General features: G+C 48.5%; 11 protein-coding genes. 9 read left to right on the top strand and 2 right to left on the bottom strand.

Annotated elements, in window-relative coordinates:
* Positions 1-40 precede the first annotated feature (40 nt).
* Positions 41-1,837 carry a carbon starvation CstA family protein gene (locus D889_RS0108485; RefSeq protein WP_010630738.1) on the top strand — a complete coding sequence of 599 codons (1,797 nt, stop codon included), beginning with the start codon at positions 41-43 and terminating at the stop codon, positions 1,835-1,837.
* A gap of 155 nt (positions 1,838-1,992) precedes the next feature.
* Here D889_RS0108485 and D889_RS0108480 read toward each other — a convergent pair whose 3' ends face one another.
* The gene (locus tag D889_RS0108480; RefSeq protein WP_010630737.1) at positions 1,993-2,382 is read right to left on the bottom strand and encodes a hypothetical protein; all 390 of its coding nucleotides are present in this window, start codon (positions 2,380-2,382) and stop codon (positions 1,993-1,995) included.
* Positions 2,383-2,793: 411 nt separating this feature from the next.
* On the opposite strand from D889_RS0108480, the gene helD reads away from it, so the two are divergent.
* The 7 genes from helD to D889_RS0108440 all read left to right on the top strand — a co-directional run bounded on the left by helD (position 2,794) and on the right by D889_RS0108440 (position 12,616).
* Positions 2,794-5,127, top strand: coding sequence for an RNA polymerase recycling motor HelD (helD, locus tag D889_RS0108475; RefSeq protein ID WP_026038989.1), 2,334 nt, complete (start codon positions 2,794-2,796; stop codon positions 5,125-5,127).
* 290 nt (positions 5,128-5,417) lie between these two features.
* A complete protein-coding gene (locus tag D889_RS0108465; protein ID WP_010630734.1) occupies positions 5,418-8,267 on the top strand; it encodes a sigma-54-dependent transcriptional regulator in 2,850 nt (949 codons plus the stop codon).
* A 332-nt stretch (positions 8,268-8,599) separates the two neighbouring features.
* Positions 8,600-9,097, top strand: a complete 498-nt coding sequence (locus D889_RS0108460) for a PTS sugar transporter subunit IIB (RefSeq protein ID WP_010630733.1) — start codon at positions 8,600-8,602, stop codon at positions 9,095-9,097.
* Positions 9,098-9,260: 163 nt separating this feature from the next.
* Positions 9,261-10,238: a mannose/fructose/sorbose PTS transporter subunit IIA gene (locus D889_RS0108455; protein WP_010630732.1), complete on the top strand. Its 978-nt coding sequence runs from the start codon at positions 9,261-9,263 to the stop codon at positions 10,236-10,238.
* A gap of 29 nt (positions 10,239-10,267) precedes the next feature.
* Positions 10,268-11,074 (top strand): PTS mannose/fructose/sorbose transporter subunit IIC, encoded by an 807-nt coding sequence (locus D889_RS0108450; RefSeq protein WP_018962276.1) that lies wholly within the window; start codon positions 10,268-10,270, stop codon positions 11,072-11,074.
* Between the two features lie 17 nt (positions 11,075-11,091).
* A complete protein-coding gene (locus D889_RS0108445; protein WP_010630730.1) occupies positions 11,092-12,003 on the top strand; it encodes a PTS system mannose/fructose/sorbose family transporter subunit IID in 912 nt (303 codons plus the stop codon).
* A gap of 229 nt (positions 12,004-12,232) precedes the next feature.
* Complete coding sequence (locus tag D889_RS0108440) at positions 12,233-12,616, top strand: DUF956 family protein (RefSeq protein WP_010630729.1); 384 nt, start codon at positions 12,233-12,235, stop codon at positions 12,614-12,616.
* A gap of 174 nt (positions 12,617-12,790) precedes the next feature.
* On the opposite strand, the gene D889_RS0108435 is transcribed toward D889_RS0108440, so the two are convergent.
* Positions 12,791-15,853 (bottom strand): hybrid sensor histidine kinase/response regulator, encoded by a 3,063-nt coding sequence (locus D889_RS0108435; protein ID WP_010630728.1) that lies wholly within the window; start codon positions 15,851-15,853, stop codon positions 12,791-12,793.
* Between the two features lie 244 nt (positions 15,854-16,097).
* On the opposite strand from D889_RS0108435, the gene D889_RS0108430 reads away from it, so the two are divergent.
* On the top strand, positions 16,098-17,180 hold the full coding sequence (locus D889_RS0108430; protein WP_010630727.1) for a response regulator: 1,083 nt from the start codon (positions 16,098-16,100) through the stop codon (positions 17,178-17,180).
* Positions 17,181-17,515: the final 335 nt, after the last annotated feature.

The raw sequence follows: 17,515 nt of genomic DNA, 5'->3' as shown, positions 1-17,515 counted from the left end.
CCGGTAAGCTTCGGTGTAAAAAAATGAAGGAAGTGAATCCATGAACGCCATAACCATTGTGATCGGATCAATCTGTATTCTGGCACTGACGTATCGGTTTTACGGTATCTTTATGGCTAATAAAGTACTTCGCCTGAACGACTCAAGCCCGACACCGGCACATGTACTTGCTGATGGAAAGAACTATGTGCCGACCAATCGCTGGGTGGTTTTCGGACATCATTTTGCGGCCATTGCAGCGGCGGGCCCGTTGGTCGGTCCGGTGCTCGCAGCTCAGTTCGGCTATCTGCCGGGGCTGCTCTGGCTCCTAATCGGGGCTGTGGTCGGCGGCGCCGTGCACGATATGGTCGTTTTGTATGCTTCCATGCGCCATCAGGGCAAGTCGCTGTCCGAAGTAGCCAAAAAAGAACTGGGTCCGGTCGCCGGATTCTGTACCGGACTGGCGATGCTGTTTATTATCACCATCACCATGGCCGGTCTGTCGATGGTCGTGCTCAATGCGCTGACCAATAATCCGTGGGGTACTTTTACCGTTCTGATGACCATTCCGATCGCTATGGCAGTCGGCCTGTACTATCGGAAAACCGGACAGTTGAAGGTTGCTACTGTTGTTGGTTTTCTTCTGATTATGCTGGCCGTATTCGCCGGTCCCTATATCCAGAATACGGCATTAGGACATTTCCTGACACTGGACACGAAAACACTGGCGATTCTGCTGCCCGTTTATGCGTTTTTCGCTGCGGCATTGCCGGTCTGGCTGCTGCTCACGCCGCGGGACTATCTCAGTTCATTTATGAAAATCGGCGTGTTCGCCGCACTGATCATCGGTGTCTTCATGATTAATCCGATCGTCCGGATGCCGGCACTGACGCAATTTACAGCGGGCGGCGGTCCGGTGATCGGCGGCCCGGTCTGGCCGTTCATCTCGATCACGATTGCCTGCGGGGCCATATCCGGATTCCATGCCTTCATCAGTTCCGGAACGACACCGAAAATGCTCGACCGCTGGAAAGATATTAAAATGGTCGGGTTCGGAGCCATGCTGGTGGAATGTCTGGTCGGGATCATGGCGCTGATCGCGGCCACGGCGCTGCATCCTGCAGACTACTTCGCAATCAATTCATTGCCCGCCGTTTTTCAGACACTGGGCATGAACGTCGTTGATCTGCCGCATTTGAATAATGAGATCGGGCTGGCACTTCAGGGCCGTCCCGGAGGCGCAGTGACGCTGGCTGTCGGCATGACGTTTATTTTCACCAGCATCAAATGGTTTGCCGGTCTGGCGCCTTATTTCTTTCAGTTCGTCATCCTGTTCGAAGCGGTGTTCATCCTGACGGCAGTTGATGCCGGAACACGGGTCGCACGTTATCTGATTCAGGACTTCTTCGGCGACTTCTATGCACCGCTTAAACGCCAGAATTGGCTGCCGGGTTCGATCTTTGCCAGTGCGCTGGCCTGCTTCTTCTGGGGTTATCTGCTCTATTCCGGGGATATCAGCTCCATCTGGGTACTGTTCGGTGTATCCAATCAGCTGATGGCGGCCATTGGTCTGATCGTCGGCGCCACCTTTGTCCTGAAGATCGCGACAAAGAAACGCTACATGCTGACCTGCCTGATTCCGCTTGCTTATCTTTATGTCACCGTTAATGTCGCCGGATACTGGATGATTAAAAATGTCTATCTCAATCCGGCCGCACCGGGATTCAATATATTGAATGCCGTACTGTCGCTGATCATGCTGGCACTCGGTCTCGTGATCATGATCACTGCCGTGAAAAAATGGGTGGAGATGCTGAGGAGCCCGGCAACGGGTCTTGATGAACCGGCAGCCGGATAAGAAGTCGTACAAGGATCATGCGTAGTAAACAAGGCTGCTTCGGAACCCATCACCGGGTTCCGGAAGCAGCCTTTTGAGCAGGACGGCAGACATAAAAGTCCCGCTCCGGAACGGTTCGCCTGAAGATAAAATGGATCAGGTAACCGCTCTTTTAATTAACCGAACTTATCCATTCTGAAAACACCTTTTATTTCTTCAGGCGTTTTGCCGCGGACGAGCAGACAGAAATTCTCATAACCGATTTCCCTGTTGGCAGCCATCAGCTTTTTCAATGCTGCAAGTCCCTCCGGATGTTTGTGGATCTTCTCGATTTCGTCTTTATAGAGATCAATGATCGACCGCTGGACAAAATGAGGGGCGAACCGATTGGCATAAGCGTCATTATCCAGCATCAGACCACACAAATATTCATATTTAAACTGCAGCTGACGGGTAAAGTTGACGAGATGCAACAGTCGGTAATAGGTATTGGGATAACTGGTCTTAAATTTTTCCACGCCCGCCTGAGCTTTTCGCAAATCCTGAATACTGCTGATCGTTTTCAATGGGCACGCCTCTTCCTTAGATCGGACATCTTCAATAAGCGTCTTATTAATTCTATTATATCCGGAAATTGTGGTGAACGCATTAATGTGGCCTCTTTTTTACATAAATTGCAGAAAAAAATCATCGGAGGCCGCAACGGCTATGTTTGAAATCAACTGATTTCAGAAATATAATACCGCATGAGAGGGGCAAACTAGAAGCAATGGCAAACAAAAGCAATGCTGCGGCACTTCCGGGCGGCACAAAGGCCGGTGAATATTGAAGTTTACAGTTAATCGTGCTATTGTTAAAACTCAATAGAACCCGATGGAGCTGTCTGAAAAATTTATTGAAAAATGAAACAGGCATTTGCCGACAGACATATGATGGAATCAGCGAAAGAATTCAAGAAGATCGGAGGTGGGCAATCGATGATAAATGAAGAACGTGGTCAGGAGCAGGCCCGTGTCAATGGTGTCCGGGAGATCATCAGCGGAAAGATCGGCCGTCTGACCGGCAATAAAGAAGATGTAACCAGGGGTATCGTCGACTTGCGAAAGAATTTCTGGGATGACGTGACGGTCAATATGGACGAATCCGACGACGTCTATGAAACGCAGGCAAGTATCAAGCAGCAGGCTGAACTTCTCTCGGAGCGTGAACGCCGTCACGGGCAGATGACGCACCAGCTGAAGACGTTGTACCGGCTTCTGGATGCGCCTTATTTCGGACGGATTGATTTTCATGAAGTAGGCGAAGAAAAGGCGGAGCCGATATATATCGGTCTCGGTTCCCTGATGGACCGAAATAATGAAGATTTTCTGATCTACGACTGGCGGGCACCGATTGCCAGCATGTACTACGACTTTGCACCCGGACCGGCAAAATATGATTCACTTGATGGTGAAATCAAGGGCGACATGAAAGCAAAGCGGCAGTTTATTATACATAATGGGGAGATCACGGGGATGTTCGATACCGGGCTGACCATTGGTGACGCCATGCTCCAGGCTGTATTGGGCGGCCGCGCTTCCTCGCACATGAAGAGCATTGTGGCAACGATTCAGAAAGAGCAGAACCAGATTATCCGGAATGAGGCCGATCGATATCTGATCGTGCAGGGAGCGGCCGGGAGCGGGAAAACTTCGGCTGCACTCCAGCGCGTTGCTTTCCTGCTGTACCGTTACCGGAAGACGCTGCGGTCGGATAATATGCTGTTGTTTTCACCGAACCCGCTTTTCTCCAGTTTTATCTCGACCGTGCTGCCCGAACTGGGTGAGGAAAATGTGACTCAGATGACATTCAAGGATTTCGTCGCCGGACGAATCGGCAATGATCTGCAGATGGAAAATCCATTTGATCAGACGGAGGACTGCCTGACCATGGAAGACCGGGAAGCTTACCGGGTTCGTCTGGACAGCATCCGCTTCAAGGCTTCTCCGGCATTTCTGCGGATCATGGATCACTGGCTGGAGCAGCTTTCGGAAGGAGGCATGATCTTTCGTGATATTCCGTTCCGCGGCCGGATGATTGTGCCCGGTTACGAAATCAGCAGATACTTTTATGCCTTATCGCATGAGTTGCCTCTGTCTGCACGGCTTGAGAACGTGCGCGACTGGCTGCTGCGGCGGATCTATGCCTTTGCGAAGAGAGAACGGCGCAAGGACTGGGTGCTTGAGGAGGCGGAGCTTCTCGATGAGTCCGAGTATGCATCGATCTATCAGAAACTCCAGCAGAAGAAGCAGTTCACGGAGAATACGTTTGACGACTACCGCCGCGAAGAAGTGTTGCTGCGGAAGATGGTGATGAACCGCGAGATTAAACCGCTTCGCCGTCATATCAAACAGCTGGAGTTCGTCAACCATCAGCAAATTTACAGTGAGCTTTTTTACCGGAATCACAGTCCGCTTCCGGTACCGGATGACTGGGATGCCATTTGCCGGGCCACACGGATACGTTTTGAAGAAGGCGACTGCCCCTGGGAAGACGCTGTACCCTACCTGTATATGAAGGAAAAAATTCAGGGACGAAAAGGAAATCAGGAAATCCGCCATCTGATTATCGATGAAGCACAGGACTACTCACCGGTTCAGCTGGCTTATCTGCAGACCGCATTTCCGCGCTGCCGGATGACGATTCTCGGTGATCAGAATCAGACTATTTATGTGCAAAGCTTCATCGGAGAAACAATGCTTTCCGAACGCCTGTATGCGCCCGATCAGGTGCACAAATTGACGCTGACACGCAGTTACCGGTCGACCCGCGAGATCATGGAATTTGCCCGTCATTTGATCCCCGGCGGCGAACAGATCGAGCCCTTCGACCGGAGCGGCAGGTTGCCGAAACTGATTGATGTTCCGGAAGAGAAGAGGGCAGCAGTGATCACAAAAGCGATTAAAGCGTTCAGAGAGGCAGGTTTCGGCACGCTCGCCCTGATCTGCAAAACGATGAAAGAGTGCCGGAAAGCCTATAATCTTCTGAATCAGCGGCACGATGTGAAGCTGATCACTCAGGCGACCAGTCAGTTTGGCAAGGGTTTTTTCATCATTCCCTCATATCTGGCGAAGGGCATTGAATTTGATGCAGCGATCATTAATGATGCCTCAGCGGCGAATTTTCACCGCGAGCATGAACAAACCATTTTTTATACTGCCTGCACGCGGGCAATGCATGAACTTATCCTGCTGTACACAGGCGAACCGACACGGTTTTTGAAAAATGTGCCCGACGATAAATATGTGCGTGCAGCGTGGGATGAAGATTAAAGCAACGGTCGGCGGTCAGAACGTGGCGTATGCGGACGGGAATCTCGTTTCTTCCGATTTAAAAGAACAGAGGTATGGATTGTCGCCGGGCTTCGATGTCCGGCTTTTCTTCTGCCGAAAAGCGCAACGGCCGCAGACTCTGAAACCGGCAGTCAAATATTTTCGAAAAATACATAGTGTTAATAATGAAACCGCTTTAAATTGTGATACACTATCGATACAATAAAGGAGAGTTCTGTTAAAATTGTGTTGCAGGGAACAGAATCTGCGTGAAAAGGATGGCATATTCTATGACAACACGGCGTGAAAAAGTGTTAGTCTATCTGGAACGGCACGCACGTACAATGGCGCAGGGTATCTCTACCAGTCAGATATCTGAAGCTGTCGATATACTTCGTCCCAATGTCAGCAAGGTGTTAAATCAGCTTGTCAGAGAGGGAATAATTAGGAAGACAAACGGTCGGCCCATTTACTATTATATGAACCATGCAGCCAAAGATCATCAATTTAAGATGGAGCAGAAACCCTTGATCGGTTTTGCCGGAGATGCCCGGATCAGCGATCGGAACATGAAGAAGCACACTGAAAATAAGAACGAAGCGGATGTTTTTAAGAACATGATCGGCAGCCGCGACAGTCTGAAGAACCAGGTTGAGCAGGCCAAAGCTGCATTGCTTTATCCGCCGCACGGGCTGAACACACTGATCATCGGCCCTACAGGATCCGGCAAAACCTATTTTGCCAATAAGATGTACCACTTTGCATGGGACAAGGAAATTATTTCTAAAGAAGGATTTATTACCTTCAATTGTGCCGACTATGCGCACAATCCGCAACTGCTGATGTCGCATCTGTTTGGCTACGTCAAAGGGGCTTTTACCGGTGCGAATGAAGATAAAGGCGGCCTGATACAGGAAGCTGACGGTGGCATGCTTTTCCTTGATGAAGTGCATCGTCTGCCGCCTGAAGGGCAGGAAATGATTTTCTATTTTATGGATCACGGAATATACAGCCGTTTAGGTGAAACAGCCAAAATTCATCATGCAGACGTCAGGCTTGTCTACGCAACGACAGAGGATCCGGAAAGTTCATTGCTGCAGACTTTTGTCCGTCGCATTCCGATTATGATTCAGCTGCCGAGTTTTAACGAGCGAAGTGCACGGGAAAAGCTGCAATTATTAGAGCAATTATTAACATTTGAAGCGAATCGAATCCATAAAAATATCCGCCTGGATGAAAATGTTGTTCAGGCTCTGCTCGGGAGTGTCACTTACGGCAATATTGGACAGTTGAAGTCGAATATTCAATTGGTCTGCGCTCAGGGCTTCCTGAACAGCATGCATGATAAAAATGAAATCGTGCTCAAGTTCAGCCAGCTGCCGCCCAATATCAAGGACGGTCTTTCCAATTTAGCCGACAATCGGAAAGAACTGGGGAATCTGAGCCGCCTGCTCGAGCCGACGATGGTGATCAAACCCGATGACAAGCGCGGCCTGCCCGATATTGACAGCTATGAATTACCATATAATTTGTATGAAATCATCGGTGATAAAGCGGCACTGCTGAAAGACGAAGGACTGAACCAGGCAGCGATCAATAACTTTATCATGACCGATATCAATCTGCATTTAAAATCATTTTATCGCCAGGGGAAAATGGAGAAAACGGCCAGCAGCCTGAATGAGATCGTCGACCAGGAAATTATTGATGTCACCCGACAGATTCAGCAGCTGCTTCTGGAACGCGAGGACTATCCGGTCAGGGATAACTTCATTTATGCCATGAGTTTGCACATCAGTTCGTTTATTAAGCGGGTTCAGTCTGGCAAGCCGTTGCGTCATATCTCGCAGGATTTGATTTCAATGGCGCACGATTACCCGGATGAACTCGAGATTGCAGAACGCGTTAAAGATTTAATTGAAGAGCACTATCATTTTCCAATTCCGGAATCTGAAGTGTATTACATTGGGATCCTTCTCGTATCATTAAAATCTGAGCCTAAAACCGGGAAAGTCGGGATTGTTGTGGCGGCCCACGGGAACAGCACCGCCTCTTCTATGGTGCAGGTGGTTTCACAGCTGCTGTCGGTTGATAATCTTGCTGCCTATGATATGCCGCTTGAGATGAGTCCGAAGATCGCCCTGGACGGCATTGCCGCACAAGTTAAAAATGTTGACCGGGGCAACGGGGTTTTACTTCTGGTCGACATGGGGTCTCTTAGTACATTCAGTACGAAGCTGACAGAGAAGACGAATGTTCATGTCAAAACGATTGATATGGTGACCACTGCAATGGTGCTGGAAGCTGCCCGCAAAACAGCGCTGATCGATTGTGATCTTAAAACAGTGTATCAGGAATTGCGTGAATTTAATGGCTACTCACGAACGGCAGAAAGAGCCAATGAACAAAAGTTTGCGGTTCAGAAAACATCTGATCAGCGGGAGAAAGCAATCATTGCCATTTGTTCCACAGGCGAAGGAACGTCCCGGAAGATCAAGGACCTGCTGGACAGGATATTGGTCGATAATCTTATTGACGACATCACGGTGATTGCCGTGTCGGTTGTGAATATGAAAGAACAAATTGCCAAGATCCAGCAAAGATACCGGATCATGATGACAACCGGTATTGTGAATCCGCAAGTTGCCGCTCCATTTATTTCTCTGGAAAACTTATTACAGGGCGGCGGTGAGCAGTTCATCAGTATGATCGAAAAGGGAAACAGCCGTACCGCACGCGAGGCAGAGACGCTGGACCATTCGGAATTATTAACGGAAAAAATGAGTCAGAAATACTTAGGACAATACTTTACATTCATTAATCCGGAAAAGGTTGTAAAAATATTGTGGAATTATTGCAATTTTATCAAGGAACACAGTGATTCTGAGATGTCGAACACGTTTAAAATCAGTTTGATCATGCATCTGGCAGGTACGATTGAGCGCTACCTTCTGCACTCGGAAATGAGCGTTGATGCGCAAAAATTATCAGACGTCAGAAAAGAAGTATTGTACCCTGTCGTGAAACAGGCGAACCAGTTTCTGAATGAAAAGCTGAATATCAATCTCTCAGATTCAGAAATATATTATATCATCGAATTATTTAAGACAGAAAAAGAGAAAAGTCATGCTGAAATGTAACCGGCTGATCGGATTGGACAAGTAAAGAAGATAAAAGTGATACACAAGTTCAGGTGATACACATTTTAGTGTATCACCTGAACTTTTTATGAATGGAAAAAGACTGTTATTTCAATGCTTCAATGCGATACACAAAAATTGGCATGGAATTTGCTTATCTAATCGTGTTGTGTGCGTATCTATGAGTACGCTAAGCCTCTTCATGATTTAAAAAACAAACAAGAAAAAAGGTAGCATAACTCAGAAAATGCGAATACATGGATTTCTTACTCGAATAAGGTGGAGAGTGGTACTTGTTATCCTGGACGCACTGAAAGTGGTGGCGGATGATCATGACGATGGATGTTCGTTTATTACGTATTGACAGCCGGTTGCTTCACGGGCAAGTGACCACAAACTGGGCAAAGGCGATCAATGTGAATCGGATCTTAGTTGTGTCGGACCGCGTGGCACGGGACCTGACACGCAAGACATTGATCATACAGGCTGCACCTCTTGGGATCAGAACCAATGTCATTACGGTGGAGAAGATGATCAGAATTTATCACGATCCCCGTTTTGATGTTTTAAAGCCGATGATTCTGGTTGAGGATCCCGTCGATGCAAAACGTGTGGTCGAAGGCGGTGTAAAGGTCAGCTCGATCAACATTGGTGCGGTAAGCTTTGACGCTGCGCGTGTCATGGTTACCGATGCAATCGCTGTCAGTGAGGCTGATGTCGAAGCGTTCAAATGGTTTCATCATCGTGGCATTAAACTTGATGTCCGCAAGGTTTCCAATGATAGTTCAAAGAATCTTTGGAAGTCGCTTTCTGAAAAGGGTTTGGTATAAATTCCGCCTGACTGTGTCCATGCCATGAAGGGAGGTGAGGAACGCTCCAAACGGCAGATCGATCCGGTATGTGTTTCATTTCATGATAATGAAAACGATTACATCCCGGATGATTGAGCAAGGTTCTAAGTTACAAATATTTGACATAGGAGGTATGGAACAAATGGTAGGTATTATCCTGGCAAGCCACGGCGGTTTTGCTGAAGGCATTTTCCAATCCGGCTCAATGATTTTCGGAGAGCAGAAAAATGTCAAAACAGTGACCTTAATGCCAAACGAAGGCCCCAATGACATTAAGGAGAAAATGAAAAAAGCGATCGCCTCTTTTGACGATCAGGAAGAAGTGCTGTTCCTGGTTGATCTCTGGGGCGGTACACCGTTCAATCAGGCCAACAGCTTGTTTGAAGCGCATAAAGACAAATGGGCCATTGTTGCTGGACTGAACTTACCAATGTTAATCGAAGCGTACGCTTCACGTGCTTCATTGAACACCGCACGGGACATCGCTGCACATATTTTGGGTGCGGCTAAGGAAGGCGTCAAAATAAGACCTGAAGCATTAGCGCCGGCAAAAGAAGCGGCTGCAGCTTCTTCGCAAGGATCAAATGCGGGTGCCCCCGGTCAATTTAAATATGTCCTGGCACGCGTCGACTCCCGTCTGCTTCACGGACAAGTGGCGACGGCCTGGGCCAAGACGACACAGCCGACACGCATCATCGTCGTTTCTGATGCCGTAGCCGAGGATGACCTTCGGAAGAAATTGATTCAGCAGGCAGCTCCGCCAGGCGTGAAGGCACATGTTGTTCCTGTGGATCAAATGATCAAACTTGCGAAGGATGATAAGCATTTCGGCGGTCAGCGTGCCTTGCTTCTGTTTGAGAATCCACAGGATGCGCTTAGAGCAGTTGAGGGCGGCGTCCCGCTGAAGACGATCAATGTCGGTTCGATGGCCCACTCGCCGGGCAAAGTACAGCCGAACAAGGTGCTCGCCTTCGGCCAGGAGGATATTGACGCGTTCGTTAAGCTAAAAGAATATGGTCTGGACTTCGACGTACGCAAAGTGCCGAACGACTCAAAAGGTGACATGAACGAAATTCTAAAGAAGGCTCAAGATGAACTAAATAGATTGAAAAAATCATAATTATCAGGAGAAACGGAGGATTAATAATCATGGATTTGAACTTTATACAAATGATATTAGTCGTAATCGTCGCATTTCTAGCTGGTATGGAAGGGATCCTGGATGAATTTCATTTCCATCAGCCAGTCATTGCCTGCACGCTTATCGGTATTGTAACAGGAAACTTAATCCCATGTCTTATCCTGGGCGGTACACTTCAGATGATTGCCCTTGGCTGGGCAAATATCGGTGCCGCCGTAGCGCCTGATGCTGCGCTGGCATCCATTGCATCAGCAATTATCCTGGTTCTTGGCGGGCAGGGCAGCGCCGGCGTATCTTCAGCGATCGCGATTGCCATTCCGCTGGCCGTTGCCGGTCTGCTGTTAACGATCATCTGCCGTACGATCGCCACTGCATTTGTTCACTTTATGGACGCAGCAGCGAAAGAAGGAAGTCTCAGAAAAGTTGAAATGTGGCACATCATTGCCATCTGCATGCAGGGCCTGCGTATTGCCATCCCGGCTGCATTGATCCTGGCTGTTGGTGCCGGCCCCGTTCGCGGCTTGCTGTCATCGATGCCGACCTGGCTGACAAGCGGCTTAGCCATCGGTGGTGGTATGGTCGTTGCCGTTGGTTATGCAATGGTTATCAACATGATGGCGACAAAGGAAGTATGGCCCTTCTTTGCAATTGGTTTCGTATTAGCGACGGTAACACAAATCACACTGATCGGCCTAGGTGCAATCGGTGTTGCTCTTGCCCTGATCTATCTGGCTCTGACCAAACAAGGCGGTTCAGGTAAGGGCGGAGGCAGCAACACCGGTGACCCATTAGGCGATATCATTGACAATTACTGAGAAGGAGGGAAAATAAAATGGCAGAACAGTTGAAATTAACAAAGAAAGATCGTATTTCCGTTTGGTGGCGTTCAACGTTCCTTCAAGGTTCCTGGAACTATGAACGTATGCAAAACGGTGGCTGGGCTTATACAATGATTCCTGCAATAAAAAAATTATACAAAACTAAGGAAGATCGCGCTGAAGCCCTGAAACGCCACCTGGAATTCTTCAACACGCATCCGTATGTCGCTTCACCAATTATCGGTGTTACCCTGGCACTTGAAGAGGAACGTGCAAACGGTGCACCGGTTGACGATGTAGCCATTCAGGGTGTTAAAGTCGGCATGATGGGACCGCTGGCAGGTATTGGCGATCCGGTCTTCTGGTTCACAGTGAAACCGATTCTTGGTGCGCTGGCTGCTTCGCTGGCAATGACCGGTAACATTCTCGGACCAATTCTTTACTTCGTCGGCTGGAATATTATCCGTATGGCGTTCATGTGGTACACACAGGAATTCGGCTACAAGGCCGGATCGAAAATTACCGAAGACTTGTCCGGCGGATTGCTTCAGGATATTACCAAAGGCGCGTCGATCCTTGGTATGTTTATCCTTGGTGCGCTGGTTAACCGCTGGGTATCGATAAAATTCACGCCGGTTGTATCCTCCGTTAAACTTGACAAAGGTGCTTATATTGACTGGAGTAACTTACCTGCCGGAGCTCAGGGAATTAAATCCGCTCTGGAACAACAGGCAGCCGGTCTGTCACTGGAAGCGCATAAAGTAACGACGTTGCAAAATAACCTGGACAGCTTGATTCCCGGTCTGGCAGCACTGGTACTGACTCTCTTCTGCATGTGGCTGCTGAAGAAGAAAGTTTCTCCGATCGTGATCATTCTCGGCCTGTTCGTCGTCGGTGTTGTCCTCCACGTACTCAACGTGATGTAACAGCGAAGACTTCGGTCCTGGTATTTAGAAACAATGATTGGTGCGCACAGAACCTGAATCTCCACAGATTTCCCATAATATTTGAGCCTGATTCCTGTTAAGTCAGGGACTTCAGGCTTTTTTACAACATACTGCGGGCCTGCTGTCAGGCGGACAGTGCCATATTGTTTAATCATCAGGGAGAACGTATAATGAGTCAATGAGATGAACGAGATTGGGGTAAGAGAAAATGGTTCAATCGATCAACACAAGAGTCGACTTTGTGACGAATGCTACCTCTTATATTGGACTGACTGACTATGGAAAAATCATGATTGGCGACAAGGGCTTTGAGTTTTATAATGACCGGGATGCTAAGAAATATGTCCAGATTCCCTGGGATACAGTGGATTATGTTGTCGCGTCAGTGATGTTCAGGGGCAAATGGATCCCGCGTTATGCGATACGCACAAAGAAAAATGGCACATATTCTTTTTCATCCAGAAATCCGAAGAGAGTTCTGCGTGAGATACGCAAATATGTAAAACCGGAACGAATGGTCAAATCGCTGACATTCTTTCAAGTGATCAGGCGTGGCCTGAAAGCCAGATTTGGCCGCAAGAACAGCAATTGACAGGCGGTATTGTTGGCCATGTCAATACCCGGCTAACCTTAATGGAGCAGAAAGGATGACAAATCGTCTCTCCTCCATTAAGGTTAGTCTGTCTTATCTCTTCGATCCGGATTAAACTCTCCGGCACTTGATCCTCAGTTTGCTTTAAATTCAAACAGTGCCGATCTTTTCCGCTCACTTCACCGGAATCTGCATTGAGATTGTTGTGCCTTTCCCCTGTTTACTGTCGACCGTCAGCCGGCTGCCATAAAAATGTTTCAGCCGGCTGTTGATGTTCTTCAGGCCGACGCTGCCGCTGCTCCCCAAGATCAGGCCGGCAACCTGTGCCTCAGACATACCGACGCCATTGTCCGATATGCTGATCACACAGTCGTTTCCGTTACGCCGGGCGGAAACGGCGACTTTGCCCCCGGTCTTGCATTTGCCGATGCCGTGCAGGACGGCGTTCTCGACAAGCGGCTGAATCATCAGCGGCGGCAGTGGAAAGTCAAGATCCGGATCGATGGTAAAGGCCACGTGAATCCGGTCTTCAAAACGCATTTTTTCAATCGCCAGATAGGATTTAACCAGTTTGATTTCTTTACTGAACGAGCTCATTTCCGAGGTGTTCTGAAAATCGAAACTGCTGCGCAGATAGCTGGCAAACTGTGCGGTCATTTCCCGTGACTTTTCAATATCTTCATAGCTCAGCGCGATGATCGAATTCAGAACATTGTACAGAAAGTGCGGACGGATCTGCGACTGCAGAAAAGCAACCTCCATATTGGCCGCCTGACTGGCCGTCTGTTTCATGAGAATCAGGCCGCGGATCCTTGATGAGAATTCGGAAAAATTATAAGGCTTCTGTAAAATATCATTGGCGCCGGCACGAAAAGCAAAATGCTTGTCGTCATTAATGATCGCTGCCGTAAGCATCAGCACCGGAAGATCTGTCAGACTGTAGGATTCCCGGATTTTTCTGCAGACATCATAGCCCGACATGCCCGGCATCATCAGATCAAGAATGACCAGATCAAGCGGTGTATGGGCGACTTCATCCAATGCTTCCCGGCCGTCTTTTACGGCAATTACATTATATGGTATGCCTTCCAGCATATCGATCAGGACTTTCAGATTATCCGTATTGTCATCTACCACAAGGATCGTTGCCGCATGTACTTGCCGGGAGTGATACGGTGTTTTTAATTCCGGCACATTCATCGAACTGATCTGTTCCTTTGCTGAAGCCCGGCCCGGCAGACTGACGGCCGATCCGGGAACAAGCCCTTTCTTCTCATCAAACAGTGGCAGAGCGACATGGAAAACCGATCCGATGCCGACTTCGGAATCTACCCAGATCTTTCCGCGCTGCAGTTCGACAAGCTGCCTGACGATGCTCAGCCCAAGTCCGGCCCCTTCGCTCTGATTCAGCGCATCATGACGTTCAAACGCCTGGAAGATATTCTGAAATTCCGATTTCGGTATCCCGACGCCGGAATCGGCAACCGTAACTTCAATGAAATGCCCTGCCGACTTTGCATCAAGCGTAATTTTTCCATGATGGGTGTATTTAATCGCATTATCCACTAGATTATTGATAATCTGCCGGAAACGGTTCTCATCAGCGAAAATCAGCGGCAGGTTTTTGGGGACGTCGTTTTCAACAGTCAGCCCTTTCTTTGATGCCAGGAGTTCATAATACGCCAGTTCCGCCCGGATGGCCGTATACACATCGAGCGGAACCGGCTTGATTTCAAGGGATCCCTGTTTGATCTTCTCCAGATCAAGAATATCATTGACCAGCTCGGACAGCCGGTAACCGATCCGGGTGATCAGGTAGAGCTTGTCCTTTTCATCGCGAATCGATTTCGGATGGCTTTCTTCCTCAGTAAGCATCGTCTGAACGATATTAATGATGCCGTTTAGCGGTGTCCGGAATTCATGGGATGTCCGGGCAATGAATTCATCCTTAAGGTGGTCATTCCGGACGAGTTCGCTGGCAAGCTGTTCGTTGCGCCGGAAGGCATTAGAGAAGCGCTGGGACAGCATCAGCGACAGCATCAGAAGAAAGATCAGCGAAGAAGGCGAGTAAACAGAATAGAGCGGTTTCGACGTAAAGCTATTGATCGTGGTGACGATCACGAAAATACTGGCTGCCGAAGCGGCAATAATCAGATAGACGCTGCTCTCCACTTTTTTAATGATCGCGAGTACAAAAATATAGGAGGTATAGATCAGGATTGACCCGGCAAGCAGGGAATGCAGGATCATCGTTGCCGAAACGATGGCCGGCAGACTGGAAAAGTCACCGGACAGGGTGAGCAGTGAAATCACGCCGCCGCTGATCACGATGCTTTTCGACCGGAATGACGGATAGGAAAAGTAGATACATAAAAGAATTGCCATTCCGGCAGACAATGTCGACAAAGACTCAATCCATATCACGGCGTGCATGGACAGGGAGGGCCAGATCAGGTAGATGACCCGTCCGCCGCTGATCCAGGAAATGATCAGTGAGAAAAGCAGGCAGATCATCGAGAAAAAGAGCAGATAAAGATCCTTGCGGCGCTGCGCATAGTATCCGAAAAAGTACAGGCCCATAATGAAAAAGGCAATGATCATGGTCAGGTCGTTGAACAATATCAGATCATGCGTCCGTGAAATCTGCGATTGAAGACCGAAAGTCAGCGGTTTGGCGATGCCCCAGCCGGTATTGCCATTTGCTCTGGCAACCTGGATAACGAGTTCATTAACCCCGCGATGCATGGGAAAATAACTGACGGACGGCTTTAGCGAAGCCTGGCTGTCATCACCGGATGTGGGATTCCCGGTTTGGGCGACAAGCTTTCCGTTCATATAAATTTTATTTGAACTGTAAATGACCGATGTTTGCAGTCCGAACATTTCCTGATGGCGATCGGCCCGGATCAGCAGTCTGTAGGTCCCGTTTTTCAGGTCATACATCTTATGATTTTTCAGACTCTGCGCATTTTCGGGTACCGGCATATAGATCCGGTTTTTTCCCAGGCCTTCCTTGATAGATTTTGATGTCAGAAGCTGATTCGGATAAAAGTTCCACTCGCCGTTGAGCTGGACCGTTCCCTTTTGTTCAAAATTCCAGCGGCTGAGGTCAAGAATGCCGTGACTGGCTGCAGGTCCTGAATAGCCGCTGAAATGCGACCAGACGAAAAAGATCAAAAAGAGTCCCAGATAGCTCACAATCACTGTAATCATCGCCGGAAGACGGTATTTGCGCATGTCAGTCACTCCTCTGATGCGGCATAGCCCCTGAAAAACCCTAAATGCCGGTATCCAGCCGGTACGGTCGCACCTACGGAAATCATTTTAACAGTTCAGATGAGGAAAATGAATAGGCTGAAGCTGAAAGGCAGCCCGGATACGATACCTGAATTTGTTCTCATGTTATAATTAGTGTAATGATCGTGTAATGCATATGAAAAGAGAACGTAATCCTCAGTCCCGCAATAGAGGAGGAGTCTGCATGAGAGCGATTGTCGTTGATGATGAACCGCTGGCCTGTCGGCAGCTTGACCATTTACTGAAAGCAACAGGCGTATTCGAACAGATCAGCGCCTATTCCGATCCTGAAAAAGCACTGAAGGATGCCGGACAGCGGCACCCGGATGTGGCTTTTCTGGATATCGAAATGCCGGAAATTGGCGGTATCGAACTGGCGGAGAGGCTCCAGTCGGAAGATACGGCGATTCAGATTGTGTTCACTACAGCCTATAACGAGTTTGCGGTCAAGGCTTTTGACCTTAATGCCGTCGACTATGTTCTGAAGCCGATCATGAAAGGCCGGATCGACAAGACGATCCGGCGTCTCATCAGGAACCGCCAGTCTGCAGGCAGGCCGGCAACAGGGCAGAAGGAAACATATGGTATTGAATGCTTTGAAAGCCTCAAATTTTACCGGCTGGACAGTCAGGGCAGGAAGCGATACATACCGGTGAAATGGCGGACATCACGGGCGCGGGAACTTTATGCCTATCTGCTGAAAGAGCACGGCCGGTTTGTCAGCAAGGAGACGCTGATCGATCTTCTCTGGCCGGACAGTGATCCGGAGAAGGCGAATACGCAGCTCTATTCGACGATCTACCAGATCCGCAAGCTGTTGGAGAAACTGCCGTTTCATCACCGCCTTGTGAAAAATGATATCGGCTACTCGCTGGATCTTGACGGTACACCGATTGATGCTGAAGAATGGGAAGCGGCGGTATCCCGCCTGCCGACAATTGAGCGCAGTAATTATAAGGAACATATCCGTCTGTGCAAAGCGTACCACAATCACTATTTTGCGGATTACAGTTATCTCTGGGCCGAGTCGGAGCGCATCCGTCTCTGCCAGCTCTGGCTGGAACACGCCTATCATCTGATCGATTTCCTGATGAAGGAACGCCTTTATACCGAAGCACTGGACATCTGCCAGCAGATCGACCGGATCGAGCCGGACGACGAGAAATGCATGAAGTACGAGATCACCCTGTATAACCAGACGGGCAACATTGAAGGCGCCATCCGTGTCTATGAAAAATATAAGGGCAGCAATAACGCCATGGGATAAGACGTAACAATTGAAGAAAAAACGAGCCGGGCTTCTCTGAAGAAGAGAAGCCCGGTTTTTGTACCCAATTACAGGCAACAGTCTGTGACTAAAGTACCATAAATATGACAAAAACCGACATTTTTTTGAAAATGTTCAGAAACTGTATAGTTTTCGAGAGTACACTTTTCTTTACTCGAATGATGGGATGATTTTGCAGAGCTTCCTGTCTTATTTCCAGTTCAGTCAATGAATTCTGCCGGCTGGAGATCGAAAACGTCCACGTAACTACTTGATACGCTCCATTAGTCCTGGAATTTACATAATTTATCAAAGAGAAACAAGCTTTTAAGATA

This window comes from Sporolactobacillus vineae DSM 21990 = SL153 (assembly GCF_000377985.1).
Lineage (GTDB): Bacteria > Bacillota > Bacilli > Bacillales > Sporolactobacillaceae > Sporolactobacillus > Sporolactobacillus vineae.
This window is presented reverse-complemented; position numbering and strand designations above follow the sequence as displayed.

Coding starts and splice junctions, on each gene's coding strand:
- D889_RS0108430 (WP_010630727.1), top strand. CDS start 16,098: ATGAGAGCGATTGTCGTTGATGATGAACCGCTGGCCTGTCGGCAGCTT.
- helD (WP_026038989.1), top strand. CDS start 2,794: ATGATAAATGAAGAACGTGGTCAGGAGCAGGCCCGTGTCAATGGTGTC.
- D889_RS0108435 (WP_010630728.1), bottom strand. CDS start 15,853: ATGCGCAAATACCGTCTTCCGGCGATGATTACAGTGATTGTGAGCTAT.
- D889_RS0108455 (WP_010630732.1), top strand. CDS start 9,261: ATGGTAGGTATTATCCTGGCAAGCCACGGCGGTTTTGCTGAAGGCATT.
- D889_RS0108465 (WP_010630734.1), top strand. CDS start 5,418: ATGACAACACGGCGTGAAAAAGTGTTAGTCTATCTGGAACGGCACGCA.
- D889_RS0108440 (WP_010630729.1), top strand. CDS start 12,233: ATGGTTCAATCGATCAACACAAGAGTCGACTTTGTGACGAATGCTACC.
- D889_RS0108445 (WP_010630730.1), top strand. CDS start 11,092: ATGGCAGAACAGTTGAAATTAACAAAGAAAGATCGTATTTCCGTTTGG.
- D889_RS0108450 (WP_018962276.1), top strand. CDS start 10,268: ATGGATTTGAACTTTATACAAATGATATTAGTCGTAATCGTCGCATTT.
- D889_RS0108460 (WP_010630733.1), top strand. CDS start 8,600: ATGACGATGGATGTTCGTTTATTACGTATTGACAGCCGGTTGCTTCAC.
- D889_RS0108485 (WP_010630738.1), top strand. CDS start 41: ATGAACGCCATAACCATTGTGATCGGATCAATCTGTATTCTGGCACTG.